This is a genomic window from Streptomyces flavotricini, assembly GCF_020639365.1.
Classification (GTDB): Bacteria; Actinomycetota; Actinomycetes; order Streptomycetales; family Streptomycetaceae; genus Streptomyces; species Streptomyces flavotricini.
In genome coordinates this window covers 8,204,644-8,229,285 of record NZ_JAINUL010000001.1, presented here as the reverse complement: position 1 = coordinate 8,229,285, position 24,642 = coordinate 8,204,644, and the positions used below count along the sequence as shown (strand labels likewise).

Sequence of the window (24,642 nt, the reverse complement as noted above, 5' to 3'; positions counted from 1 at the left end):
GAGGGGCATCGCACGTGCAGCGCTCGGGCTGCCAGGAGCCGAGCAGTGTGCGCCGGTCCGGACAGGATGCCGACATTGCCTCACACAGCGCTGCCGGCACCCGGCCGGGCCTGGCTTTCCTCGCCTCGCCAACCTGCGCCGGACACCGGCACGAGCCGTCGGCCGGTACGGATCGGCAGACGCCCTCCTGTCGATCGCAAACCGCACGGCCGGTAAAGCGTTGACCCCTATGGAGTGAATCGCGCCAGAACCCCGTGACCCTTGGCCGGAACCCTCCATACGGTGGCCCCTCTTCGCTCATCACCACAACTGGGGGGCCGGTGCGCAACCACCGACTCGTAATGACCGCTGCCTTCGTGGCGGCCGGTCTCGGCATCATTCCGGGCATTGCGCAGGCGGCGGATCCCGTACCTGTCGCGGCCGGCGTGGCCAAGGCGATCGCCGAGGCATCCACGTCCGAGGGCTTCCACAGCCCTGCGGATCGCACGATCCGTACCACCCTGCCCACCGCCACCGAGGGGAAGGCCACGGCGAACTCCAAAACCGCCGCACCACAGAAGGCACAGGCTGCGGGTACCGAGCAGGCGGCGCCCGCGCAGAACGCGGAGGCCGCACCGACCGAGCAGGCAGCACTCGACGCCGGGGCCAACCCGGCCCTCGCGGTCGATGTCAGCGGCACCAGCTACACCGCGCACGGGATCGAGCTCACCGCCCTGATCACGAGCGCCGACTTCGCGCTCGACATCGTCATCGACTGGGGCGACGGGAAGACCGACACGGTCACCGCCCAGGGGAACTACGAACTGCACCACTCGCACACCTACGACAAGTCCGGCGAGTACCAGGTGCAGGTCAAGGTGACCGATGCGGCCAATGCCGTCCAGGCGACCAACGGCGGGGCGTTCCTCACCCCCGGCGCCGACTTCACCCCGCACACCCCTACCCGCCTCCTCGACACCCGCAACGGCACCGGAGCCGCCGTCGGCAAGGTCCCCGGGCAGGGCTCCGCCCGCGTCAAGGTGGCCGGCAATGCCTCCGTCCCGGCGGGCGTCACCGCCGTCGCCCTCAACGTCACCGTCACGGAGACCGTCGACAGCGGTCACGTGACCGTGTGGCCCGGAGCCGGCTACGACCGTCCGAACACCTCGAACCTGAACTACACGGCCGGCCGGTCCGTTCCGAACATGGTGATCGTGCCCGTCGGCGAGGACGGGTACGTGGAGCTCTTCAACGGCGGTTGGCAGCCGGTCGACCTGATCGCCGACGTCACCGGCTACTTCACCCGGGCCTCGGCGAGCGGCTACGCCTCGATGACGCCCGCCCGGTTCGTCGACACCCGGGAGGGCGTCGGTACGGCCCGCGGAAAGCTCGCCGCCCGCAGCGCGTTCACCACCCGGATCGGCGGACTGCAGGGGGTGCCCCAGAACATCAAGGCCGTGGCGCTGAACGTCACGGTGACCGAGCCCGAGGGGCCCGGCCACATGACGGCCTTTTCCGGCACCGGGCCGGTACCGACGGCGTCGAACCTGAACTTCGTACCGGGACAGACCGTGGCCAACGCCGTGATCGTGCCGGTGGCCGAGGACGGCACGATCAAGATCTTCAACGGTGCCTGGTCCCCTACCCACGTGGTCGTCGACGTCGTCGGCTACTACAGCCCGGACAGCAAGGCCGCCTTCCTGCCCTTCGCCCCCTTCCGTACGCTCGACACCCGCGAGGAGGCGTACGGCTGGCCCGGCGGCAGGTTCCGGGCCCGCGAGTACCTCACGCAGGGGTTCACGCCCGAGGCGGCGACGGGTGTCGAGGCCTACGTGCTGAACGCCACCGTCACCGAGACCCGCGGCACCGGATTCCTCTCGGTCGCCCCGAGCCCGTACGCGCTGCCGGCGGAGGGCGAGCCCGCCGCACCGGCCGGACCGCGCCCCGTCTCCTCCACCCTCAACTGGACGACCGGCGACACGGTCCCCAATCTGGTCCAGGCGAGCGACGGCGACCACGGCGTCATCACCTTCTGGAACCAGGGCCATGAGGACGCCGACCTGGTGCTCGACGTCTTCGGTGTCTACCAGACGAAGTGACCCCGGGGCGGCTCGGCCCCGCGCCCGAGGGGCTCACCGGCTCAGTCCGGAGAAGGGGGCCGTCCAAGACGGCTCTGACGCCGTGATCACACCAGCCACGCGGAGATCTTCCCAGGGTGGTGAGGGTGCCTTCGTCGAGCCGACGGACTGGAGACGGATGATGGAGCAGGACGATGCCCGGCAGATCGCGGTGGCGTTTCTCGCCCGCAGCCAGCGCGAAGATGAGCTGCCCCTTGCCATCGACACAGAGCAGGTCCGCGAGAGCAACGGGCTCCTGACCGTGCCCTACAACTCCGTGCAGTACCTGGCCTCGCGGGATTGGAGGCAGCAGCTGTTGGACTGCTGGCCCATCCTCGTCGACCTGACAAGCGGAGAAGTGCGGTTCGGGACCGTGGACGAGCGACATCTGTGGAGGAACCCGAGCAGCTGACGCGCTTTGGCTGTCCGCGACCACACTCACGGGACAGCCCTTGGCCGACCGCACTCCCGTCATCGGCGTCGCCGCTTCCTCGGACTCCGCCGACGGCCATGGCCGAAGCCGGGTTCTGGGGCTTCGCCGCCGGATTGAGCAGCCTGCAGATTCCACGGGTCGCGGCAGCGCACGATACGATAGGAGGTGACCGCAGGACGATATTTATAGAGTAGAAACAGCCTCGCGGGCAGGCTCTGGAATTCCGTCAAGTGGCTCTGCAGCAACATAATGGGGTGTCGCGCCACTGGTGGCCGCGCGCGCCACCCCGCTCCTGACCGCTTCCGACGAATGGCGCCGACCGTGACGCATTTCCAGACCGTTGAGCGCGCCCTGCGCACAGGCGCTCCCCACGAACTCCTCGGCACGCTCCGTGACGCGCTGATTCAGCTCTTCGAGGCCACCCGAGTCGACCTGCTCGTGGCGGACTACAGTTCCACCGTCCTCCAGCCGGTGACCGATCTTCCGCATACGGCCCGGCCTTTGGCAGTACAGACCAGTCCAGAGGGGCGCGCCTTCATCAGCCAGGAGCCCTACGGCAAGTACGCGTCTCAGGACGGGACGATTGATCTGCATCTGCCGGTGACCGTACGGGGCGACAGGCTCGGAATCCTGACCGTGCGGCTTCCCGAGCACAGGTGCACGCCTCAGGCGGTTGAGGAAATGACGGGACTCGCCGAGCTCCTGGGTCACGAAATCCTTGTGGCCGAGCGGGACACGGATCTCTACCTGCAGGCCCGCCGCCGCCAGCGACTCACCCTGGCGGCGGAAATGCAGTGGCAACTGCTGCCCGCCCGTTCCTGTGCACGCCAGGAATATGCCATCGGGGGACAATTGGAGCCCGCTTACGATATCCACGGGGACAATTTCGACTGGTCCACCACGGCCGATACGCTCACCCTCACCGTCACCAACGGAATGGGTGAGGGAATCCACGCATCCCTGCTGACCAATCTGGCCGTCAATGCCCTCCGGAACGCCCGCAGGGCCGGAATCGGCATCGCGGATCAGGCCGCTCTCGCCGATCAGGCCATCTACGCCCAATACCAGGGTGCGCAATACGTATCGACCTTGCTGCTGTTCTTCGAAATCGCCACAGGCCGCGTGCAGGTGGTGGACGCCGGCTCGCCCCAGCTCTGGCGTCAGCGCGACAGGAGCGTGGAGCGCGTCGCTTTCGAAGCACAGCATCCGCTCGGCATGTTCGACGAGACCCTCTACGAGGCACAGGAGTTCCAAGCTCTGCCCGGAGACCGTCTGATCTTCGTCAGCGACGGGGTCTACGGCGCCGTCTCCGGAGCGGGGGAAGCCTACGAGGAGCGGGCGCTCGCACGAGCCATCCAAGCCGTCAGTTTCCTGCCCGCCGCCGCAGTCCCACGGGCGATATTGGAGGAGCTGAGGGCGTACCGCGAAGCGGACCCCGATGACGACGCCCTGGTCGTCTGCCTCGACTGGTTCGGCCGCAGCCCCGCGCATTCGCAGTGACCGCAGCCGACGCGGACGCCGCCTGCCCGACTGCCGCATTGTCTCGGCATTCGAGACTCGCGGAACGGCTCACGCCACGGAGTGATCGCGGGGTCTCTTGTCTTCCTCATCGGTGGCGCTGAGCTGGGCGGTGAGACCTGCGAGCCCTCTGGCCAATGCACGGCGTTCGGTGGAGGGCATGTTGTTGATGGCCTGGTGCAGCATGCTGTCGCGCTGCTCTCGGATGCGTTGCAGATGCCGTTTCCCCGCGGCGGTCAGTCGCAAAGCGACCTCGCGGCCGCTGTCGGGGGATGCCATGCGTTCGAGGAAGCCTATGGCTTGAAGGCGGTCGCACATACGGGTGACGGTCGGCGGTGCGGAGGCGAGCTGCTGGCACACCGTCCGCATCCGGATGCCGTCCTGCCGGTCGACGACGTACATCAGGCGCAGTTGGGACGCCGAGCCGGGCACGGTGGCATCGGCAGTGGAATTCCTGGCGTACTCCCACATCACGTCCAGGAGTTCGGTGATGGAGCTGGCTGACTGAGTCGCCTCGTGAACTATCCCGCTGGATGCGGCGTCTGGTGCGTTCATCACTGCCCGTCAGTGTGTGCTTCTGCCCGGTGAACGGCCGGGCAGTGGCTCAGGTGCCGGCGTCCGGCCGAGTGGGACGGAACACCGTGGCCTCCTCCTCGTACGCCGAGTCCCCCGCGGCGCCGGTAGGGGAAGGTGCCGTGAGGTGGTCGAAGGTACCGGTGAGGCGCAGGATCCGGTCCAGGTTCGCGGGCCGGTCCTCCAAATGCAAACGTACCCCGGCCGCGGTGGTACGGCGGCTGATCATCAGCAGGGCGGAGAGGCCCATGGAGTCGATCATGCCGAGTCCTCCGCAGTGCAGGTGCAGGTGACCAAGGCCCGGCCGGGCCGAGAGCTGCGCTGTGGCCTCGTTCACGAGGAGGTCGGCCGTGTCGTGGTCGAGATCGCCGTCGAGCTCTATGCGGACCCGGTCCCCGGTGTCGACCCTGGTCAGCCGCAGATGGTCAGGGGGCGGTGTGGTCATGCGGGTTTCCCTGCCTCGGAGGAGTGGCGGGTGGTGACTGTTCGCGTAGCGGCGCGGAGGATCCGGGTGGCCCGCGGGAAGTCCTTGAGCTCCAGGGCAAGGAGGTGCAGGGTCGGCCGCAGACTCTGCGCGGGCACGCCCCGCGCAGTGAGGACCTGCGCGGTCCAGGTGATGAACCCGGTGAAGAGGTCTTCGTCGTCGAGATAGAGGGCGGTGGCAAGGAACTCGATGATGGACGCGAGATCTTCCGCCGTCCGCTCGCGCTGCAGATCGCTGTACTCGTTCATGAATGGGAGCGCATCTTCCAGAGCAGCGAAAACGGTGCGCACCAGGGAGTCGCTGTTGCGGGTGACCAGGGTGTATTCCTGATCCGCCAGGTGGGGCAGGTCGTCGATCGGCTGGTGGTCGAGCTGCGGGCGGGACAGGGGGCTGCGGGCCAGCTGATCGGCGGCGGCGCGGGCGTCGGGAGCCCAGGCGTCGGCCCCGAGGAGTTTCGCGTACCGGCCCGCGGGTCCGAAGGCGGCGCCGCCCACGAGGACGGGGACGCCGATGGCCTGGCATGCGGAGATGGCCGCATGCGTGGTGGGCAGCCTCGTGGCGATCGAGCTGGAGAGGGCCACCACGTCGGCGCCGGTCGTGTGGAGGTGGGCGATGAGGTGCGGGGTGGGGAGCTGGGCGCCGAGGTAGTCGATCCGCCAGCCGCGCAGCTTCAGGACCTCGGACAGCAGGCGGGCAGGCAGCGCATGCCATTCACCATCGACGCAGGCGACTGTGATGCGGCCCCGGGTGATGCTCGTACCGACGGCGGGGTGGACTCCGAGGGCGGTGATGACCCTTTCGTTGATGGAGGTCGCGGCGTGTTCCTGGGCTACGTTGATCCGGTTCTCCGCCCATTCCTGACCGACCTTGCCCTGTACCGGTGCGATCACATCGAGCAGGATGCTCTCCGGGTCCGCCCCTTCGTCGAGGGCGCGGACTACCAGCTCGATGGCGGAGTGCTCGTCTCCGGCCAGGGCGGCGTTCAACAGCTGGTCCGCCAGCTGTTCCGGTCGGCCACCGCACGGGAAGGCGGGCGGGGTGCTGATGCTCATCCGGTGAATCTGCCCCGGGTGTGCCCGTTCACCGCGCTCAAGTGGTGGGTTCGGGGCGCTGCGATCACGACAACGGCCATGTCGTCGTGACGCCGGTTGCCGAGCCACTGGGCAGCCAGCATCTGCACGTGCTCGACGATGCCTTCGGCGGTCATGCCCGCACATGCGGAAAGGGCGCGCTTGAGGCGCTCGTCACCGAACAGGACGTCGCCCATCGGGCCGCCCTTGGCTTCGGTGATTCCGTCCGTGTACAGGACGCAGCACTCCCCCGGCGCGAGGGTGACGGCAGCGGTCCGGGCGGATACCTCGCGGATGGCCCCGACCAGGGTGCCGCGGGTGTCGGCCTCTTCGACGGTGCCGTCCCCTCGGATGATCAGCGGCGTCGGGTGGCCCGCGCTGGTGAGCTTGAGGTCCACTTCGTTGCCCCTGAGCACGGCGGAGGCCAGCACCAGGGTCGCGAACCGGGCGTGATGGGAATTGAGGAGGGCGGTGTTCAGCAGGGAGAGCATCCGCTGGTGGTCGTCCGCCAAGGGCAACAAGGCGTGCAACGTGCTGCGGATCTTGCCCGTGAGGACAGCTGCCTCCAGGCCCTTGCCGCACACGTCCCCGAGGGCGACCAGGGAGGCTTCGCCCTCGGTGGCGGGGTGAACGTCGTAGAAGTCTCCGCCGATGCGCTCGTGATCGGCCGACGGCCGGTAGCGGCCGGCGAAGTCGACACCGGAGACCTGGTGCAGGGTCGGGGGCAACAGCTCCCTCATCAGCACCTCGGTGATGGCGGTCTGCTCCGCGTAGAGGCGGGCGGCCGACATCGCCGCCCCGGCACGAGCCGCGAACAAGCGGGCGAAGACCTCCTCCTCGTCGCTGAAGGAGTCGGTCTTCGCCCTGCGCAGCAGGACCAGCGCCCCGGCCGGGACACCGTGACCGGGCAACGGGGTGATCACTATCGAACCGACCGGCCCGAAGCCCTCGGGCACCAGCCACTGCGGCGCCGTCGACGGATCGATCCACCGGGCGGGCACCGGCGGAAACCCGCGCAGCGCCTCACCCAGACCCGGCACGTCGTCCGGGTCCACCGAACGGTGCGAAAGTTCGGGCATGCCGCCGCGCAGGCAGGTCACCACCGGAAGCCTGCGCCCACGGCTCGGGGCGATCGCGAGCGCAGCATCCGCGAGGCACTCCGCGGCCATCTGCGCGGTCACGTCCATACAGCGCCCCAGATTGAGGGTGGAGAGCAGGGCGCTGGACGCCTTGGCGAGGAAAGCGGTCCGCTTCCGCTCCTTGTGCAGGGCGTCCCGAACGAGCTGGTGGTCGGTGTCATCGACCAGCCACCAGGCGACCGTGCCGTCATCCCGCACGCTGGGGTGCGCCTCGAAACGACGCCCGCCGATCACCCCCGACAGGCCTGGATCCGCATCCGGCGCGCCGTACGGGCCGGGGAGGTGCACGGTACGGTGCGCTGCGGCGAGCCAGGCAGGGGCCACATCCACCAGAGGTGCCCCGGGCGCCGCCTGTGGCAGGAGCACGGCAGCCGCGTCGTTGCGCCGTACGAGGGCGCCGTCGACGTCGACGACCAGGACGGGGTAGGGGGCCGCGCCCCACGGGAAGTCAGCATCCGGCTCCGCGATGGTGCGCGCTCGGGTGTGATCCAAATAAGCAGGATCCGCTGTGCGGATCCCTCACCTCTTCAACTCGCCGGAACGTTGCTCGAAGGCAACAATCTCTCACGTCGTCGGCCTCTGGCAAACGGACGCCTCCTCATCGCTCGCTCAGCCGTGAGGATGCGCGCCGCCATCGACTGTTGCCACCAGACGTTCCGGCGGGCCGCGGTCGAGCGGCGCGCTCCGTCGGCGCGGCGGTCCACGGGGCCGCCCGTCGAGGGGACGGCCCGACCGTTCAGGGGTGGCGGTGCGAGGCCCGCTCAGTACTCACAAGAAGCGGCGGATCGGCAGGACGGCCGCTTCCCGGGCCCTCTGCAGGAGGTCACGGCGCTTCCAGCGGCCGGGCTCGATCAGCACGCTCTCCTGTCGGTCCTCATCGAAGTGACCATCGAGAGTGGCCGTGAAGTCGCGGTCGAGAACGGCGAGCATCACTTCCTCGTCGTGGTCGAGCGAGCGCCGATTGAAGTTGGTGGAGCCCACCAACGAGGCGACCCTGTCGATCGTGAGGGTTTTGGTATGCATCATCGTCGGCTGGTACTGGTAGATCTTCACACCGCAGGCCGTCAGGTCCTCGTAGTAGCGCTGCCCCGCCAACTGGCAGACCCGCTTGTCGGTGTGCGGTCCGGGCAGCAGGATCTCTATCTCCACCCCGCGTCGGGCGGTGTCGCAGAGCAGCCCGGTGAAGTAGTCGTCGGGGGCGAAGTAGGCGGTGGCGAGGCGGACGCGCTCCTCGGCCGACTCCAGGACGACACGGATCAGGGTCTGCATGTCCTGCCAGCCGAAGGAGGCGGAGCCGCGGACGACCTGCACGACGGAGTCGCCGTGGTGCTCGCCGCTGACGAACCGGTCGCGGTCGTCGAAGAGTTCGTCGTGGCACTCGGCCCAGTTCTGGGCGAAGGCGGCGGCCAGGCCGTCGACAGCGGGTCCGGTGACCTGGACGTGGGTATCGCGCCACTCGTTCTCGTTGCGGGCGTTGCCGCACCACTCCTGCGCTATCCCGACGCCGCCGGTGAACGCGGTGTGCTCGTCGACGACGAGGACCTTGCGGTGGCAGCGGTGGTTCTGCTTGAGGGGCGAGAGGTAGAGCGGCTTGCGGAACCAGGCCACGTCCACCCCGGCCTCGTCCATCAGGTCCAACTCGCCCTTCTCGATGAGCCGGCTGCCGAATCCGTCCAGCATGAGCCGCACCCGCACTCCGGCACGGGCGCGCTCGGCGAGCGCCGCGGCGAACTTGTGCGCGATCTCACCGCGCCAGTAGACGAACGTCATCATGTCCACGGTGTGCTCCGCCCCCCGGATCGCACCGAGCATCGCATCGAAGATCTCATCGCCGTTGCGCAGCGGAACGAGAGTGTTCCCCTCGGTCGCCGCGATGCCGATGAGCCGCTCCAGTCTGCGTCTGAGCCTCAGCGAACGCTCCTCGCAGAGTTCCGCGCCCGGCCCGTCCTGACCGTCCAGCGCCGTACCTTCGATCGTCTGAGTCATGCCCCACCTGTATGTGTGTCGAGTGCCGTGGACGGCGAGCCCACTGCTGGTGATTCGGTACGGCGATCGAGCGGCGAAAGCGGTTTGCCGCACGAGAAGTACGCTCATGCGCAGCTGCCGCCTACCCCCTGAATGCCCGGAGATTCCACCGCCTGGTGCCCCCTCCTGCCGGTGGGGCACCCATCCGGTCGGTGTCGTCGGCCGGATCGGCGACGGGCAGGTGGAGCGTCCTGGTGATCCGGCCGTACTCGGCAACGCCGGCCCCGGACGCGCAGGGGCCCCGGCCGGTCGGGCGGGTGTCAAAAAGCGGATGACCGCAGCACCATGACCGTGCGATTTTGGTGCACCAATGAACCGAGCCGGAAGGGATCTCCCCATGGACAGCGACCAGCTTCCCCCGCACCCCGACACGGAACGCTACTCCGTGACCGTCTGCCCGCCCGCCGTCACGATCGTCTCCGACCTCGTTGCCGCCGGTGGCGTCAGCAAGTCGGACGTCATCAACCGGGCCATCCTCCTGCTCGGCTTCGTCGAGCAGGAGCGCGCCAAGGGGCACGACCTGATGATCCGTGACACCCACGGCGCGCTCGAACGCATCCACATCATCTGAACGGGGTCAGGTTTGCGTCGGGTCCCCCGGAATCGCGTGCACCTCGACGGGGTCGTTGCCGGGCTTCCCGCCCGGGCCGGGGCACGCCGACGCACGCGCGGCGATCTCCAGGGCCCGGTCCTCGCTCGTGACGTCGACCAGCCAGTAGCCTGCCAGGATGTGTCCCGGCTGCGCCGGTCCGTCACTCACCTGCGGGCGGCCGTCGCTCGCGGCCCGCACCGTCTTGACCCGTGAGGGTCCTCCGAGACCCTGCCCGTCCACCCATTCCCCGGCTGCGGTGAGCTCCGCGTTCAGGGCGTTCATGTGGGCGAACATGGCCGTCATGTCGTCCTCGGAGTAGGAGGACATGACGGCGTCCCACTGGTCGGCCGGCACGTTCATCTGGATCATGTACTTCATGGTCTTCACCCTTCCGGGGCGGCTACGGGGGATTCTCGGCCCTACGGGAAGGCAGACCGCGACCGGCCACGAAACTCATCGGTGCCCGCACTCACGCGCGGCCGGCCGGGTCCTGGGCCTGTCCCTTGAGGTCCGCGGGGGATCTGGCCTGGGACGGCACCACGGTGAGGACCGGAGGTGACGGGGTGCGGCGGCGTCCGGCCCGGGCGGCGACGGGTTCGGTGTAGCGGGCGGTGAGCGGACCGAGCACCACGAGGATGAGCACGTACGCGGTGGCGAGCGGGCCCATGGCGGGCTCGATGCCGGCGGTGACCGCGAGGCCGGCGATGACGATGGAGAACTCGCCGCGGGCCACCAGCGTGCCGCCTGCCCGCCAGCGTCCCTTGACCCCGATCCCGGCCCGCTTCGCGGCCCAGTAGCCGGTGGCGATCTTCGTACCCGCGGTGACCACGGCGAGGGCGAGCGCGGGCAGGAGGACGGGCGGGATGCTCGCGGGGTCGGTGTGCAGGCCGAAGAAGACGAAGAACACGGCCGCGAACAGGTCCCGCAGCGGACTGAGGAGCGTGTGGGTCCCCTCGGCGACCTCGCCGGAGAGGGCGATGCCGACGAGGAACGCGCCCACCGCGGCGGAGACCTGGAGCTGCTGTGCGATGCCGGCGACGAGAAGGGTCAGGCCGAGGACGACGAGGAGGAGCTTCTCGGGGTCGTCACTGGAGACGAAGCGGGAGATGTGGCGTCCGTAGCGGACCGCGACGAACAGGACCGCTCCGGCGACGCCGAGGGCGATGGCCAGGGTCGCGCTGCCGGCGGCCAGGCTCACGCCGGCGAGGAGGGCGGTGATGATCGGCAGGTAGACCGCCATGGCGAGGTCTTCGAGGACCAGGACGGACAGGATGACGGGGGTCTCCCGGTTGCCGACGCGGCCGAGGTCACCCATGACCTTGGCGATGACCCCGGAGGACGAGATCCAGGTGACCCCCGCCAGGACCACGGCGGCCACCGGACCCCAGCCCATGAGCAGCGCGGCCGCAGCGCCGGGAACGGCGTTGAGGGCGAAGTCGACCAGCCCGGCCGGGTACTGGGTTTTGAGGTTGGAGACCAGGTCGCTGGCCGTGTACTCCAGGCCCAGCATCAGCAGGAGCAGGACGACGCCGATCTCGGCGCCGATGGCGACGAACTCCTCGCTCGCCCCCATCGGCAGCAGTCCGCCGGTGCCGAACGCGAGGCCGGCCAGCAGGTAGAGCGGTATCGGGGAGAAGTGGAAGCGGCCGGCGAGTCGGCCCAGCAGGCCCAGGCCGAGGATGATCGCACCGAACTCGATCAGGAAGACGGCGGAGTGCACAGGCGTCTCACTCCCGTCCGAGTACGGAGGCGGCGGCGTCGACGCCCTCGCGGGTGCCGATCACGATGAGGGTGTCCCCGCCCGCGAGGCGGAAGTCCGGCGCGGGCGAGGGACGGGCCTCCGCGCGGCGCAGTACGGCCACGATCGATGCGCCGGTCTCGGTCCGCATCCGGGTCTCCCCCAGCACCCGGCCGTTCCAGTACGAGTGCCCGGACAGCTCGATCCGCTCGGCCACCAGGCCCAGGTCGGTGGTGTGCAGCACGTTGGGGCTGTGGTGGGCCGGCATCAGCGCGTCGATCAGCGAGGCCGTCTCCGCACCCGTCAGGCGAAGCGACTGCGCGCAGGCGTCGGGGTCGTCGGCCCGGTAGAGGTTCACCGTCCGGGTGCCGTCCCGGTGCGCGACCACGGACAGGTGACGGTGTTCGCGGGTGGTGAGGTCGTACTGGACCCCGATGCCGGGCAGTGGCGTGGTGCTCATCCGTGGAGCAGGCACAGCTGTCCCCCTCGTGTTCGCGTGCGTACGTGAAGCCGCTGCGGCGGAGAGTCGGTCTCGGGCAGGAGAAGGGCCGCTCGGCGGGCCCATCGTGCCACTTTTCGCGTGTCCGAAATATGGGTGTCGGCACGGATGGACAGCGGCCTTCACCGGCGTGAGGATGGGGGCGGGGAAGTAGGTTCCGCCGCAGGTCACAGCACCTGGAGATGGGGCGGCCGGACGGCCGTGGAGGATGCTGGGGGACCGGCTGGAAAGGCGTGTGGCGGTGTCGTTGTACTGGCGGATCTTCCTCCTGAACGCAGGTGTTCTGGCCGTCGCTGTGGCCTTGTTGCTGGGGCCGGTCACCGTGTCCACGCCGGTCCTGTTCGGGGAGGCGCTCGTGCTGCTCGGCGGGCTGGCCGCGATGCTGGTCATCAACGCGGTCCTCCTGAAGGTCGGCCTGGCCCCGCTCGCCCGGCTGAACAGGGCCATGGCCACCGCCGACCTCCTCAAGCCCGCCACCCGCCCGGCCGCCAGCGGCGGCGGGGAGATCGCCGCGCTGACCAGGACCTTCAACGCCATGCTCGACCGGCTCGAAGCGGAGCGGGCCACCAGTAGCGGACGGGTGCTCACCGCGCTGGAGGCAGAACGCAAACGCATCGCCCAAGAGCTCCACGACGAGGTCGGCCAGACCCTCACCGCCGTTCTCCTCCAGCTCAAGCACGCCGCCGACCGCGCCCCCGAGCCGGTCCGTACCGACCTGCACCAGGCCCAGGAGACCACCCGCGCCAGCCTGGACGAGATCCGCCGCATCGCCCGCCGCCTGCGCCCCGGAGTCCTGGAGGAACTCGGCCTCCACAGCGCGCTGCGCTCCCTGGCCGGCGAGTTCACCACCCCGCGCCTGGGCGTCACCGCCCACATCACCCCCGGCCTGCCGCACCTGGACCCGGCCGCCGAACTCGTCCTCTACCGCGTCGCGCAGGAAGGTCTGACCAACGCCGTCCGCCACTCCGGCGCCACCGGCGTCGAGGTACACCTGCGCCCCCTGCCCCGCGGCGGCGTCGGCCTGCTCGTGCGCGACGACGGACTTGGCCTCGGGGAGGCGGCCGAGGGCGCCGGTATCCGCGGTATGCGCGAGCGCGCGCTGCTCATCGGCGCCGAACTCCACGTCGGCGCCGGCCCACAGGGCGGCACCCAGGTCCGACTCGAAATCTCCGACGCCACCGGAATCACCGACACCACGAAGGCCACCCGATGACCCAGCCCGGCCCCAGACCCGCCCGCATCCTCCTCGCCGACGACCACACCCTCGTCCGCCGCGGCGTACGCCTGATCCTCGACGCCGAACCCGACCTGACCGTGGTCGCCGAGGCGGCAGACGGAGCGGAAGCCGTCGCCCAGGCCCGCGGCCTCGACGTCGACCTCGCGGTCCTCGACATCGCCATGCCCCGCCAGACCGGTCTGCACGCCGCCCGCGAGCTCGCCCGCACAAGACCCGGCCTGCGCATACTCATGCTCACCATGTACGACAACGAGCAGTACTTCTTCGAAGCCCTGCGCGCCGGGGCCTCGGGCTACGTCCTCAAGTCCGTCGCCGACCGCGACCTGGTCGAAGCCTGTCGCGCGGCACTGCGCGACGAGCCGTTCATCTACCCCGGCGCGGAGACCACCCTCATCCGCACCTACCTCGACCGGGCCCGCAACGGCGGCCCCCTCCCGGAGAGGCCCATCACCGAACGCGAGGAGGAAATCCTCAAACTCGTCGCCGAGGGCCACAGCTCCAAGGAGATCGGCGACCTCCTCGTCATCAGCCCCAAGACCGTGGAGCGCCACCGCGCGAACCTGCTCCAGAAACTCGGCCTGCGCGACCGCCTCGAACTCACCCGCTACGCCATCCGCGTCGGCCTGATCGAGCCCTAGGGGGTGTCGTCAACGTCCCTCCCCCAGCGACCGCTGGGAGGTGCCCCCAGCTCGGCGGGGTCTGGCACGCGCGCTCGCCGCGTTGTCCTCGGTCGCCGCCGCTGCCTGATCCGGCCTGATCGACAAGACACCCCCTACGTCGAGGGGCAGGGGCGCGTCTTGCCGGGGCGGCCCCAGGTGGCGGGGTTGTTCAGGCCCGGTGGCTGGTCGGGCAGCAGGCCGCATGCCATCAATGTCGTCACGCTCTTGTCCATGTGCGACTCCAGGACGTAGACGGCCTTGTTCGGCGGGTACTTGTGGCGGCTGTCGAGCGACAGGAGGCCCGAGGCGCCCGAGAAGTTCTGGACGCCCGGGTTCGACAGCCGCGCGTACACGTCCGTCGGCTGGAACGGCGCGCTGCTGTTCTGCGGCGTCTTGTACTGCGCGTAGACGGAGTTGATGACTTCGGAGGCCACCCGGAGCGCGTCGTAGGCCCCGGCCGCGTTCCCCTCCGGCACCGAGCCGTCCTTGAACACGCTGCGAAAGCGCACGGTGAATTCGGAGTACGGGCTGTCGGGGCTCTCCGTGCCGGTGGAGTTGTTGAGCATCACGTAGAAGGGCTTCAGCACGGAGTGTTCCTTGAGCATGTCCTGCGGATCCTGCATGTATTTCGCGGCCGTGCTCTCCGAGAACACGGCGACCGGTTTTCCGTCCGCCTTCCGGCAGTCCGCGCTCGCCTGTAGGGCGTCGAAGAGTTCCGGCATTTCTCCCGAGCGGCCCGCGTACAGGATGAATCCACCGGAGGTTCGGATCTCGGCGCAGACGTCCCGCGCCACTTCCGAGACGATCTGTCCGTTGCGGTTCTCGTAGTAGGGGACGGTGACCACCTTGCCGCCCTTGTAGTGCTCGCTGAACTTGCGCTGGAGGTCGGAGCTGAAGAACTCGTCGTCGGGGTCGTAGACCATCACGGCCGTCCTGCCGCCGTCCTTGACCGTCGTCAGCTCACCGATCTGCTCGGAGTACGCGGCGAACTCGGCCATCACCTCGGCGATGCGGTCGTTCGAGGGCGACACCTGGAAGTAGTAGGAAGGGGCCCGCTCGTCCACCATCCTGCTGCCCGTGACGGAATTTCCGATCACGGGAATGCTCGCGGCCGAGATCTCCCCGATCGCGGCGAACGAGGACGGGCGGCTCTGGGTGATGCCCACCACGGCAGCGATCTTGTCCCGGTCCTTCCGGTCGATGATCTCCCGGGCGACGTCGGGTTGCTGACCGTTGTGGGAGCCGTAGGCGAAGTACTTTCCCGCGTTGGCGATCAGCAGGCGTATCTGGACGACGTCGCCCTCACGGCCGTTGACCTGCTTCTGGGCCGCGAGCGCGCCGCGCAGGCTCTGGATGCTGACGGGGGTGGAGTCTCCGGGCTCGGCGGTGAGCGGGGCGAAGAACACCACCGTCCGGTACGGACGCCCGCTGGTCACGGCGTCGTCGTTCTGCTCTGCCGCGACCGCTTCCAGGGCGAACAGTTCGTCGTCCCGGCCGGGGACGCCCAGATGGCATTCGCGTCCGTCGGTGACCCCGACGATCTCCCCGGTGCTCACCTTGTGGCACGACGGTGGCGCTTCGGTGTCGTGCTCGACGAAGTACAGACCTCCGGAGACGAGGGCGAACACCACCACCGGGGCGGCCACGGCCCGGACGTAGTCCCCCCAGCCGTTCGCCCGTACGGCGACCTTCGGGTTGGTCTCCACCCACCGGTCGGCCGGCCCGTCGTCGTCGCTCGCGGACAGCGGGACGACGTACACGGCCGATGAGGAGCCGCGGGTGTACAGGCTGTGGACGCGGTCGGCGAGACCCGTCACGCTGCGGAGGTCGGCCGGCACGGTCTGGGCGTACGAGGGCGGCTCACCTTTCAGCGCCCCGAGGACCATCAGGGGCGCGGGCGGCTCGGTGCGGACGATGTCCGCGTAGGTGTCGAGCAGCTGACGGACGGGCGTGCCCTCCTCGCCGACCTCGGGAAGGAGCAGGACGAAGGGCCAGCGCCGGCGGACCCGGTAGATCCACAGCCTGGACGGGGCGGCTGCTCTGGACAGGTCGTTCAGCAGGGCCATGAGCAGCATCCGCTGGATCAGAGCGTGGTTGCCGCGGGCGGTGCCGGACGGGGTGATGGTCAGCGCCATGCGGAGGAAGTTCGCGCCCTGGGGGCGCCGTGAGCCGACCCAGCGCAGGCTGCGGCGTCTGCTGAGCCACAGGCCGTAGACACGGCGGGGCAGTCCGACGACGAGGAGCTGGAAGAGGGAGAGCCAGATGTGGACCAGGAAGTTGTCCCCGGTGGCACCGGCCAGTCGCGCCAGGGTGCCCAGGAGGGGTCGCCGGAGCATGAGTTGGAGGTAGAGCTCGTCGCGCAGTCGGCGTCGTTTGGCTGCCGTGGACCCGGCGCCGACCGGCACGTCCAGGGCGGCGCGGCAGGTGTGGAACCGCGGCAGCCGCAGCTCGCCGACGCCGGGGGGCATCGTGGCCTCCAGCTGCTCGACGATGGCGTCCAGCAGGGCGATGTGCCGGTCGTCCACGGCGCCGGGCCCCGCGCCGGGCATGGCGTCCCCGGGGGCGGCGTCGCCGTCCTCGATCAGGGCGTGCGGGACGAGGTCGACCGCGCGGCCGAGATCCTCCTCGCGCAGGCGTTCCCGGTAGCCCAGGATGACCGTACGACCGGTGGATGCCTGGGCGGTCCCTGGCGGAGCGGGATCCCGTTTCAGCAGCATCACGGGTAACCGACGGCTCGCACTCCGGTTTGCCGCGAACGCGTCGAACTGCTCGATCAGGTACTCGATCCCCTGGGGAAGCGGCCGTTGCACGCTGCTCCTCTGCGCATCAGGACGCCGGGCCGCGAAGCCAGCCGTCCGCCGGATACACCGCCGCACGGCAGAGCTCGGCCAGACGCCATCACACCCCGGGCGGTCGCGACCGACCACCCGCCCCCCAGCGGCAGTGAGTTCCGCCACATTAGCGGGACGCGCCGCCGTGCCGCCGGGGAATGGGCGGGTTGCCCTTGCCGGGCGCAAGGCGGCCGACTGGGCCGAACCGCATCGCGATCACCGGCGCGAGCACGGCGCACAGGGGCGCGCTCCCGGCGCATTCCGATCGAAGATCAATTCGAGTGCGCCCCCACGGGTGAGGTGTGCGGTCTCAAGATCGCGAATTTGGCTAGCGTCCTGGCGTGACCTTCTTCCCGTCCCCCGGCGCGGGCCCGGGGCAGTTCGTGCTGCCCACGCCCCAGCAAGCAAGTGAATCGTTTCGTCCGCTCCTGCTCGACCCGGCCCTGCCTGATCACGCCGGCGCCCTGGCCGCCGTAAGGGACTCGGCGCTGGTGAGGGAGGTGCACGACCGGATCGAGGAGCAGGTCGAAGAGCTCGTGCGCTGCCTGGCTCCGGGCGAGTACCGCACGGCCGCCGCGCTCGCGCGGGCCGTCGCGGACACCACAGGCGGCCGGTCCGAGGCGTACGGGACGTGGGTCTGGTACCCGTGGTCCGGGCGCCTCGTCCACGTACTGCCCGAGGCGGACTTCCGCCTCGTGCGCAGCGACCGCAACCGCGACAAGATCACTCGTGCTCAGCAGCAGTCCCTGTTCGGGCGCCGGATCGGGGTCGTGGGCTTGTCGGTGGGCAGCAGCGCCGCGCTGACCTGCGCGATGGAGGGTGTCGGCGGCTCCTTCCGGCTCGCCGACTTCGACCGGCTGAGTCTGTCGAACCTGAACCGGCTGCGCGCGGGAGTCCACGAACTGGGCCTGGAGAAGACCGTGCTGTGCGCCCGGCGCATGTACGAGCTCGACCCGTACCTCGACATCGAACTGCACCGCGGCGGCCTCACCGAGGACTCCATCGGAGACTTCTTCGCCGTCGAGCACGGCGGTCTGGACATCCTGATCGAGGAGTGCGACACACCGTGGGTGAAGGTGGCCGCCCGCGAACACGCCCGCCGCCTGGGGGTTCCGGTCCTCATGGACACGAACGACCGCGGGCTGCTCGACGTGGAACGGTTCGACACCGAACCCGGCCGCCCGCTCTTCCACGGCCTCATCGGTGACACGACGTCGGAAGAACTGCGCGGGCTCGACCGCGACGGAACGATCCGCCTCCTGCTGCGCATGGTCGACGAGCAGCGCCTGAGCCCTGCGATGACCGATGCCCTGCCCCGGATCGGCCGGACACTGTCCAGCTGGCCCCAACTCGCCAGCGGCGTGATGCTCGGTGCGGCCCTCGCCACGGACACCGCCCGCCGGATCCTCCTGGACGAGCCGGTCCCCTCCGGGCGCTACACCGTCGACCTCGACGTACTCGTCCCGGCCCGGTCCGCTTCCCCGTCGGTCCGAAGGGCGGCGCAGCCCGTGGGCGCACGACCTGGAGGCGCCCCGTGACGCGCGTACCCGAACTCCGCGGCAGGCGCCTCAAGCTGCGCGAACTACGGCCTTCGGACCACGAGCCGTTCACGCGCATCCTCACCCACCGCCTGCTCACCCGCTACCTCGGTGTCGACCGCATGGACGAGAGCGAGGCGCACGACGCCTTCGCCCGGAGCCTCAACCAGCCGCACACGCACCCACGGCACCGGTACACCCTCGCCGTGTCCGGCCTCGACGACGACACCCTCACCGGCACGATGGGCCTGCTCGTCGAGGGCTACGGGAACAACGCCATGCTCACCAGCCTGGTGCTGCTCCCCGGCGCCCCCACGGCCGGCCACGGACACGAAGCGGGCCGACTGCTCATGGCCTACGGGTTCGGCCACCTCGGGCTGCACCGCATCTGGGCCGGCCACCGCAGTGACCACCACCGCATGGCCGAGGTGATGCACGCCGCCGGCCTGCACCGTGAGGCCACCCTGCGGCAGCTCTTCCGCACCCAGGGCTGCTGGCACGACGTCACCACCTACGCCGCGCTCGCCCCCGAATGGAAACGCCAGGCCACGGAGACCGAACTGGCCATCCTGGACTCCGGGCCCCGGGCCCGTACCTCCTGAACCCGAGGGGGCCGAGGGAGACGTACCGAAGAGCGCTCGCCGCGCCCGTCGTGGCCGGCGCGGCGAGCGCTTCCCGGCGTTTCACGCACCTCTCCCCCGCCCCGCAGCCAGCTCACGTTGAGTAGCGGTACGCTACCCTGGGTGACCTATGGTTGTGGCGAAACGAGTGAGATGGGTGGACCGGAATGCGCGAGACACGACGCGTGGCGCGGGTACTGGGGGCGTGCGCGGCGGCGCTGACGCTGGCGCTGGCGGCGCCGGGCACGGCACGGGCGGCGGACGGCGTGCTGTTCATCGATCGGGCAGCGATCCACGACCCTTCCGGCTGCTACCCGTTGGGCGACTTCGTACCCTCGGAGGTCGCCAACTTCACGAACGAGACCGCCTACGTGTGGTCGGGGCCCCACTGTGACGGACACGTGACGCGCTCCGTCCTGCCGGGGCAGCTCCTGCACCCCGCCCCCGGCATGAGCCTGTTCATCCAGTAGCACCACGGCGGGTAGCAGTGCGGCGCCGGTCCCCCTCACCGTTCGGCAGGAGAGGAACCGGCAGCGCAGCACCACTCACCCGGCCGCGCGGCGGGGCCGTCCGTGTCAGGCGACCAGGTCGTAAATGCTCCGGGCCGTCAGCCACAGGCCGGCGAGCAGGGAGAGCGTGACGATCAGCTGCTCCTGGCGCTCCTCCAGCCAGCTCCGCAGGGCGTTCAGCCGGGCGTCCGCGGACGCGGGCGCCCGGAGCCCGTACCTCTCCATGCCGATGAGGCTGAGCGTGGCCTGCAGGCAGTAGCCCGTCAGTGCGAGTCAGTCGGCCGGGGTGGAGAGGTCCGCGTCGATGGGGGTCGCGGCGCCGGCGCCGACCAGTGCCCAGGGTTGCAGCAGCCATGCCAGGCCGGCCGCGGTGGCCTGGGAGGCGTTGTCGATCCGGGCGGACCAGCGAGGCGGGCCGTGCGGGCGGGGCGGTCGGCGGTGCCGGTGGACGCCGTACGGGTTGGCCAGCCACGACAGCAGGAACGCCAGGCCCAGGCGGACGCCGCGCCGTGAGGAGAGAAGCAGGATGAAGGCCGAACTCTCAGGCGCCCGTTGCGCCCGTTGCGCCCGGTCCGCCCGGTCCGCTCGGCCTCTCGGTGGCGGCGGAGGAGGCGGCGGCGGAGTCCTCGGTGTAGTAGCGCCCCAGGAGTTCCCGCTCGGCGTCCCGGTGCGGGAACATGAAGAAGATCAACAGCGCGCCCAGGGCGATCGCGGCCAGGCCGACCGTGTACGCCCGGTCGTCGCCGTGGAGGAACGACTGGCGCGCTGCCGCGACGATCTGGTCGGCGTACTGCGGGTGCTGCCGGGCGACCTGCTCAGCGGAGGAGAACGACTTCGTCAGCTCGCTCTGGACCTGGTCCGACACGTCCTTGCTCTCGGGGGAAGCGGCGATCGCCGCGCTGAAAGCCGAGGCGTAGCCGGCGGTGAGGAGCACGCCCATGACGGACTGCATGATGGCCCCGCCGAGGTCCCGTTGCAGGTCGGCGGTACCTGAGGCCATGCCGGCACGTCGCACGGGCACCGATCCGGTCAGCGAGTGCGACGCGGGCGTCCCTGCGAGGCCGGCGCCGATACCGGTGAGCACGTAGGCGAACCCGATCTGCCAGTAGCTGCTGTCCTCGTCCCAGAACAGCAGCATCCAGGCGAACGCGAGGAAGAGGAACGTGTAACCGATCAGCAGGGTCGTGCGGGCGCCGCGTGTCTCGACCAGCCTCGCGGACCGTGGTGCCACGAGCACGATCATCACGACGAGGGGGAGGATGGCGGCGCCGGCCTCGACGGGGTTGTAGTCGAGCACGTTCTGCAGGTACTGCTGGCTGATGAACGCCGACCCCATCATGGAGCCGTACACGATGATGCCCGCGCATGCGGCGACCCAGAACGTGCGCCGGGCGGCGACGTGGAGGTCATACAACGGGTTGGGAGCCCGGCGCTGACGCCAGAAGAACGCCGCTCCGGCAGCCAGGGCGATCACGGCGAGTCCGATGACCACCGCGTTCTGGCCGGGGAGAGCGGCGATATTGATCGCGAGCACCAGTCCCGCGATCAGGAGGACGGACAGGATGCCGCCGAGGTTGTCCACCGGTTCGGTCGACTCGTTGGCGTGCGCTGGGACGAACAGCAGGGCCATGACCAGCGCGACCACGGCGAGGGGCAGGGTGACCAGGAACACCGAGCCCCAGTAGAAACGTTCGAGCAGCGCGCCCGCGGTCACCGGCCCGAGCATGGAGATGCCGCCGCCCAGGGCCGACCACAACGCGATCGACTTCGTCCGCCCCGGCCCCGCCCACAGGGCGGTGATCAGCGCCAGGGTGGTCGGGAAGGCCATGCCGGCCGAGAGCCCGCCGAGGATACGGGCCGCTACGAGGACGGTGTCGCTCGGCGCGTACGCGGCGAGCAGGCAGGCGGGGACGGACAGAGCGATGCCGAGGAGCAGCAGCAGCTTGCGCCCGTGACGGTCGCCGACCGCACCCAGGTAGAGCACCGATGCGGCCAGGCCGAGGGAGTACCCCACGGCGACGAGGTTCAGCGCGGTCTGGGAGGAGTCGAAGGCCTTCCCGATCGCGGGCAGCGCCACGTTGGCCACCGACAGGTTCAGGTTGGCCACCGCGGCAACGACGATCAAGGACGCCAGAACGAGCGACTCCCGGGCCGGGGCGCCGGGCGGAACGTCGATGCGAGGCGCGCCGTTTTTCGACATGGAACCTCCGGGGCGAAGTTGGGGTTGGCGAGAGTCTTGCCTGATCCGCCGCGCCGCACATCGCCCCATTGGGATGACAGGCCAACCCGTTCAGTTCCGTTCAGGTGCTCGCGGACGCACTGCGTGTACTGGCGGAAGCCGTCGGGCTGGTAGCACTCCTGCGTCTTGTTCGCGCACCAGACCATGAACACGGCGACCAGCCCGGACACCACGATCGCGAGGGAGGACGTCACCACGGCGGTGACGGCCTTTCCCCGGCCCACACCGGTCCGCTTGGCCGCCATCAGCGCGGCGATGCCCAGGATCAGGCCGATCACGGCGAGCGGGCCGCCGATGAAGACGGCCGAGGTGCAGAGGGCACCGTGTGATTCCGCGGCGTCTCGATCCCCTGAGCGTTCATCAGCCCGTCCTTCCGTCCCGTCGACTGGTGAGACCCCGATCCTGGTTGCGGGGCCCCACGGACACATCGCGGGAAGGCGGGAGGGTTGGCGCAGCCTGAGGCCGACGCGCAAAGCAGCGGAGGTACCCCGGAGGGCGCTGCACAGCGGGCGGAGATCCGCGTGCCGGTCGAGGACCGTCTCCGCCGGTCGGGCGGGGCGCTCACGTCACCAGGTGCAGCGCCGTTTCCGCGATGCCCAGCCGTACGCTCTGGCCCCAGGTCAGCTCCAGGGCGTCGCCCTCCATCCCGTCGCCGAACACCACGATCCGGTCCGACTCCACGGTCAGCCGCAGCCCCTGCCCCCGCCCCAGCTCACCGGCGACCCTCGTCGTTCCGGTCGCGGGCGAGGGCCAGGCCTCCCGTACGAACCACAGGAGCCGCCGCTCGCAGGGTGCGGGCAGCCCCGCGGTGCTGCCGCGCTCCAGCCACAGGGAACGCAGCCAGCCGGTGGCGCCCGTGCCGGTGCCCACCAGCACCCCGGAGGACGCCTGGGCCTCGCCCGCGCTGTCGTCGCCGTCGGGACCCAGGCGGTAGCGGGCCGTCTGGTGACCGGGCGAGCCCAGATAGATCTCGTTCAGCGCGAGGAGCCGCTGGGTGTCGTCGGCGACGGCCTCGACCATGGTGAGTTCCTCCGCCCGCTCCCCGGCGGCGATCGCCGCATGCAGCAGCGAGGCCGCGTCGGCGCAGCGGTGACGGACCAGGACCCCGGGGTTACGCCCCGGGTCGGTGTCGATGCCCACCACCGGCTGGCCGCGCAGGTACTTCGCGGTGTTGGCGACCAGGCCGTCCTGCCCGACCACGACCACCACGTCCTCCGGCGCGAACAGGAAGCGGTCCAGGTCCGCCCGCTCCACCCGGGCGCTGCGCCAGGTGAGCGGCACCGCCGCCGCCACCTCCCGCAGCGCCTGCCGCGTTCGCTCGTGGCGGCGGACCACCTCGTCGATCGACCGGCCCCGGCTGGAGAGGAAGAACGCGGCCTGCCCGTGCGTCCCGTGCCGGGCGAGCAGTTCCTCGTACTCGGTCCTGCGGTGGACGACCACCGCCCGCGGGGCCAGGCTCACGCGCCCGCGCCGCCTTCCGGACGCCCGAGCCTGGTGAGGAGCCCGGTGAGGACGTCGGGAGAGAGCGTGATGCTCTCGATCCGCGGCAGGTTCTCCGCCAGCCGGGTCGCCGCCAGGGCGTGCAGCGTGCCCGCGTCGACCTCGCCGTGCACCCGCAGCCAGGCGGCCTGGGTCTCGGCGCGGGCCGCGCCCGTCTCGCGCTCCGCCTCGGCGTCCGCGCGGGCCAGGCTGACCTTGCGAGCCGCCTCGGTCTCGGTCCGGATGCCGTCCGCCGCCGCCTTCTCCTCGGCCTCGCGGCGGGCGTTGGTGCCGCGCTGGTCGATCAACTGCTCCTCGCGCCTGGCCAGTTCGATCTGGCTGGCCAGCTCGTTCTCGGCGATGGCACGCTCACGCTCGACGGCGACGGCCCGCCGTTCGTAGGTGGCCCGGTCCGCCTCCTGCTGGATCTGCTCGCGGGCCGGGGTGCGCAGGGCGCGCTCCACCTCGGCCTCGGGGCGGATCGCCACGACCCGTACGGCCACCACGTCGATGCCGGTGGCCGGGAGTCTGGGCTCGGCGGCGAGACCGGCGGTGACGCTCCCCCGCACGGCGGCGACGCCGTCCACCAGGGCGGCGGCCAGCGGAGTCCGGGCCAGTACGTCCAGCGTGTGCTGCTGCGCGGTCTCGGTGAGGAGAGTGGCGATCTGCTCCAGGGGGGCTCCGCGCCAGCTCCCCGTGTCCGGGTCGACGGAGAAGTCGAGTCGGGCCGCGGCTTCGGCCGGGTCGCTGATCCGGTAGGTCACGGTGGCCTGCACGGCGACGTCCTGGAAGTCGGACGTACGGGCGTGGAACGCCATGGCCAGCTCCCGGTCGTCGACCGGAACTTCGGACAGCGCCGCCGAGAGCGACCGGTACCAGAAACTGAGTCCCAGCCCGTCGTGGACGAGTCGGCCGCGCTTGTGGTGGCGTATGTGGGTGGTGGGCGCGGAGCGCAGATGACGCCAGCCGAAGCGCCGGGTGATGTCGGCCATGGCGAACCCCCTTAATTTCGTCAGTGTGACGATAACAAGAGGTGTCTCTATCGTCAAGAGGACGAAAAGAGGGTGCCTCTCAGGCTCTTCGAGCCGGGGCCGGTGAGGGGGGCCGGCTCCCGACTCCCCCGCCCGCACGTCCAGGATCGTGCGGAGGACCTTGGAGATCAGGACGTCCGGGCCCGGCGGCGGGTCCGCGAGCCCCGCCGTCGCGCGACTGCTGACACAGGCCGTCACCTCTCAGGCATCGGCCGGGGCTCGGACCGTGCCCGTCACCGACGTGGCTCCCGCCGCCGACGCCCGCGGCACCTGCCTCGGCGCCAGCCTCCTGCCCCTCGCCCTCGCCGGGGTCGCGGCCGGCGCGCTCTCGT

At 70.3% G+C, this 24,642-nt stretch carries 23 protein-coding genes; 9 read left to right on the top strand and 14 right to left on the bottom strand.

Translation table 11 applies throughout. The features are described 5' to 3' along the window. The first annotated feature begins 341 nt into the window (after positions 1-341). The 3 genes from K7B10_RS37690 (at position 342) to K7B10_RS37680 (ending at position 4,029) form a co-directional block, all read left to right on the top strand. On the top strand, positions 342-2,078 hold the full coding sequence (locus K7B10_RS37690) for a PKD domain-containing protein (RefSeq protein WP_229343815.1): 1,737 nt from the start codon (positions 342-344) through the stop codon (positions 2,076-2,078). A 157-nt stretch (positions 2,079-2,235) separates the two neighbouring features. Continuing rightward, positions 2,236-2,508: a YrhB domain-containing protein gene (locus K7B10_RS37685; protein WP_229343813.1), complete on the top strand. Its 273-nt coding sequence runs from the start codon at positions 2,236-2,238 to the stop codon at positions 2,506-2,508. Between the two features lie 330 nt (positions 2,509-2,838). Then, the gene (locus K7B10_RS37680) at positions 2,839-4,029 is read left to right on the top strand and encodes a PP2C family protein-serine/threonine phosphatase (RefSeq protein ID WP_229343811.1); all 1,191 of its coding nucleotides are present in this window, start codon (positions 2,839-2,841) and stop codon (positions 4,027-4,029) included. A 69-nt stretch (positions 4,030-4,098) separates the two neighbouring features. On the opposite strand, the gene K7B10_RS37675 is transcribed toward K7B10_RS37680, so the two are convergent. The 5 genes from K7B10_RS37675 to K7B10_RS37655 form a co-directional block, all read right to left on the bottom strand. Beyond that, positions 4,099-4,602 carry a MarR family winged helix-turn-helix transcriptional regulator gene (locus tag K7B10_RS37675; RefSeq protein WP_229345702.1) on the bottom strand — a complete coding sequence of 168 codons (504 nt, stop codon included), beginning with the start codon at positions 4,600-4,602 and terminating at the stop codon, positions 4,099-4,101. A gap of 49 nt (positions 4,603-4,651) precedes the next feature. Further along, positions 4,652-5,065, bottom strand: coding sequence for an STAS domain-containing protein (locus K7B10_RS37670; protein ID WP_229343809.1), 414 nt, complete (start codon positions 5,063-5,065; stop codon positions 4,652-4,654). Further along, positions 5,062-6,156: a cobalamin B12-binding domain-containing protein gene (locus K7B10_RS37665; protein ID WP_229343807.1), complete on the bottom strand. Its 1,095-nt coding sequence runs from the start codon at positions 6,154-6,156 to the stop codon at positions 5,062-5,064. Before K7B10_RS37665 ends, K7B10_RS37670 begins: the two co-directional genes overlap by 4 nt. Then, positions 6,153-7,805: a PP2C family protein-serine/threonine phosphatase gene (locus K7B10_RS37660; RefSeq protein ID WP_372481515.1), complete on the bottom strand. Its 1,653-nt coding sequence runs from the start codon at positions 7,803-7,805 to the stop codon at positions 6,153-6,155. The genes K7B10_RS37665 and K7B10_RS37660 overlap by 4 nt, the downstream gene beginning before the upstream one ends. Positions 7,806-8,081: 276 nt before the next feature. Continuing rightward, on the bottom strand, positions 8,082-9,299 hold the full coding sequence (locus tag K7B10_RS37655; protein WP_229343805.1) for a phospholipase D-like domain-containing protein: 1,218 nt from the start codon (positions 9,297-9,299) through the stop codon (positions 8,082-8,084). Between the two features lie 376 nt (positions 9,300-9,675). On the opposite strand from K7B10_RS37655, the gene K7B10_RS37650 reads away from it, so the two are divergent. Beyond that, complete coding sequence (locus K7B10_RS37650) at positions 9,676-9,909, top strand: hypothetical protein (protein ID WP_229343803.1); 234 nt, start codon at positions 9,676-9,678, stop codon at positions 9,907-9,909. A gap of 6 nt (positions 9,910-9,915) precedes the next feature. On the opposite strand, the gene K7B10_RS37645 is transcribed toward K7B10_RS37650, so the two are convergent. The 3 genes from K7B10_RS37645 to K7B10_RS37635 form a co-directional block, all read right to left on the bottom strand. Continuing rightward, positions 9,916-10,308: a YciI family protein gene (locus K7B10_RS37645; RefSeq protein ID WP_229343801.1), complete on the bottom strand. Its 393-nt coding sequence runs from the start codon at positions 10,306-10,308 to the stop codon at positions 9,916-9,918. Between the two features lie 91 nt (positions 10,309-10,399). Then, entirely contained in the window at positions 10,400-11,650 is a 1,251-nt protein-coding gene (locus K7B10_RS37640) for a cation:proton antiporter (protein ID WP_229343799.1), read from the bottom strand. 7 nt (positions 11,651-11,657) lie between these two features. Continuing rightward, positions 11,658-12,143 carry a cation:proton antiporter regulatory subunit gene (locus tag K7B10_RS37635; protein WP_504967671.1) on the bottom strand — a complete coding sequence of 162 codons (486 nt, stop codon included), beginning with the start codon at positions 12,141-12,143 and terminating at the stop codon, positions 11,658-11,660. Between the two features lie 265 nt (positions 12,144-12,408). On the opposite strand from K7B10_RS37635, the gene K7B10_RS37630 reads away from it, so the two are divergent. Both K7B10_RS37630 and K7B10_RS37625 read left to right on the top strand, forming a co-directional pair. After that, on the top strand, positions 12,409-13,380 hold the full coding sequence (locus tag K7B10_RS37630) for a sensor histidine kinase (RefSeq protein WP_229345698.1): 972 nt from the start codon (positions 12,409-12,411) through the stop codon (positions 13,378-13,380). Continuing rightward, entirely contained in the window at positions 13,377-14,042 is a 666-nt protein-coding gene (locus K7B10_RS37625) for a response regulator transcription factor (protein ID WP_229343796.1), read from the top strand. The genes K7B10_RS37630 and K7B10_RS37625 overlap by 4 nt, the downstream gene beginning before the upstream one ends. A 134-nt stretch (positions 14,043-14,176) precedes the next feature. Here the strand turns inward: K7B10_RS37625 and K7B10_RS37620 are convergent, their stop codons facing one another. Further along, complete coding sequence (locus K7B10_RS37620; protein WP_229343794.1) at positions 14,177-16,873, bottom strand: ABC transporter substrate-binding protein; 2,697 nt, start codon at positions 16,871-16,873, stop codon at positions 14,177-14,179. 362 nt (positions 16,874-17,235) lie between these two features. Between K7B10_RS37620 and K7B10_RS37615 the strand changes: the two genes are divergently transcribed. The 3 genes from K7B10_RS37615 to K7B10_RS37605 all read left to right on the top strand — a co-directional run bounded on the left by K7B10_RS37615 (position 17,236) and on the right by K7B10_RS37605 (position 19,522). Further along, a complete protein-coding gene (locus K7B10_RS37615) occupies positions 17,236-18,432 on the top strand; it encodes a ThiF family adenylyltransferase (RefSeq protein WP_229343791.1) in 1,197 nt (398 codons plus the stop codon). Continuing rightward, complete coding sequence (locus K7B10_RS37610; protein ID WP_229343790.1) at positions 18,429-19,034, top strand: GNAT family N-acetyltransferase; 606 nt, start codon at positions 18,429-18,431, stop codon at positions 19,032-19,034. Before K7B10_RS37615 ends, K7B10_RS37610 begins: the two co-directional genes overlap by 4 nt. A 185-nt stretch (positions 19,035-19,219) precedes the next feature. Continuing rightward, positions 19,220-19,522: a hypothetical protein gene (locus tag K7B10_RS37605; RefSeq protein ID WP_229343788.1), complete on the top strand. Its 303-nt coding sequence runs from the start codon at positions 19,220-19,222 to the stop codon at positions 19,520-19,522. Positions 19,523-19,627: 105 nt separating this feature from the next. Here K7B10_RS37605 and K7B10_RS41425 read toward each other — a convergent pair whose 3' ends face one another. The 5 genes from K7B10_RS41425 to K7B10_RS37580 all read right to left on the bottom strand — a co-directional run bounded on the left by K7B10_RS41425 (position 19,628) and on the right by K7B10_RS37580 (position 24,271). Further along, complete coding sequence (locus K7B10_RS41425) at positions 19,628-19,786, bottom strand: hypothetical protein (protein WP_308284670.1); 159 nt, start codon at positions 19,784-19,786, stop codon at positions 19,628-19,630. A 316-nt stretch (positions 19,787-20,102) separates the two neighbouring features. Continuing rightward, the gene (locus K7B10_RS37595; protein ID WP_229343786.1) at positions 20,103-21,686 is read right to left on the bottom strand and encodes an MFS transporter; all 1,584 of its coding nucleotides are present in this window, start codon (positions 21,684-21,686) and stop codon (positions 20,103-20,105) included. Beyond that, positions 21,683-22,078, bottom strand: a complete 396-nt coding sequence (locus K7B10_RS37590) for a hypothetical protein (RefSeq protein WP_229343783.1) — start codon at positions 22,076-22,078, stop codon at positions 21,683-21,685. Before K7B10_RS37590 ends, K7B10_RS37595 begins: the two co-directional genes overlap by 4 nt. A 283-nt stretch (positions 22,079-22,361) precedes the next feature. Continuing rightward, entirely contained in the window at positions 22,362-23,261 is a 900-nt protein-coding gene (locus K7B10_RS37585) for a hypothetical protein (RefSeq protein WP_229343781.1), read from the bottom strand. Continuing rightward, on the bottom strand, positions 23,258-24,271 hold the full coding sequence (locus tag K7B10_RS37580) for an SPFH domain-containing protein (RefSeq protein WP_229343779.1): 1,014 nt from the start codon (positions 24,269-24,271) through the stop codon (positions 23,258-23,260). Before K7B10_RS37580 ends, K7B10_RS37585 begins: the two co-directional genes overlap by 4 nt. Positions 24,272-24,642 lie beyond the last annotated feature (371 nt).

Coding starts and splice junctions, on each gene's coding strand:
- K7B10_RS37655 (WP_229343805.1), bottom strand. CDS start 9,299: ATGACTCAGACGATCGAAGGTACGGCGCTGGACGGTCAGGACGGGCCG.
- K7B10_RS37665 (WP_229343807.1), bottom strand. CDS start 6,156: ATGAGCATCAGCACCCCGCCCGCCTTCCCGTGCGGTGGCCGACCGGAA.
- K7B10_RS37680 (WP_229343811.1), top strand. CDS start 2,839: ATGGCGCCGACCGTGACGCATTTCCAGACCGTTGAGCGCGCCCTGCGC.
- K7B10_RS37670 (WP_229343809.1), bottom strand. CDS start 5,065: ATGACCACACCGCCCCCTGACCATCTGCGGCTGACCAGGGTCGACACC.
- K7B10_RS37675 (WP_229345702.1), bottom strand. CDS start 4,602: ATGAACGCACCAGACGCCGCATCCAGCGGGATAGTTCACGAGGCGACT.
- K7B10_RS37690 (WP_229343815.1), top strand. CDS start 342: ATGACCGCTGCCTTCGTGGCGGCCGGTCTCGGCATCATTCCGGGCATT.
- K7B10_RS37605 (WP_229343788.1), top strand. CDS start 19,220: ATGCGCGAGACACGACGCGTGGCGCGGGTACTGGGGGCGTGCGCGGCG.
- K7B10_RS41425 (WP_308284670.1), bottom strand. CDS start 19,786: ATGGAGAGGTACGGGCTCCGGGCGCCCGCGTCCGCGGACGCCCGGCTG.
- K7B10_RS37650 (WP_229343803.1), top strand. CDS start 9,676: ATGGACAGCGACCAGCTTCCCCCGCACCCCGACACGGAACGCTACTCC.
- K7B10_RS37625 (WP_229343796.1), top strand. CDS start 13,377: ATGACCCAGCCCGGCCCCAGACCCGCCCGCATCCTCCTCGCCGACGAC.
- K7B10_RS37685 (WP_229343813.1), top strand. CDS start 2,236: ATGATGGAGCAGGACGATGCCCGGCAGATCGCGGTGGCGTTTCTCGCC.
- K7B10_RS37580 (WP_229343779.1), bottom strand. CDS start 24,271: ATGGCCGACATCACCCGGCGCTTCGGCTGGCGTCATCTGCGCTCCGCG.
- K7B10_RS37645 (WP_229343801.1), bottom strand. CDS start 10,308: ATGAAGTACATGATCCAGATGAACGTGCCGGCCGACCAGTGGGACGCC.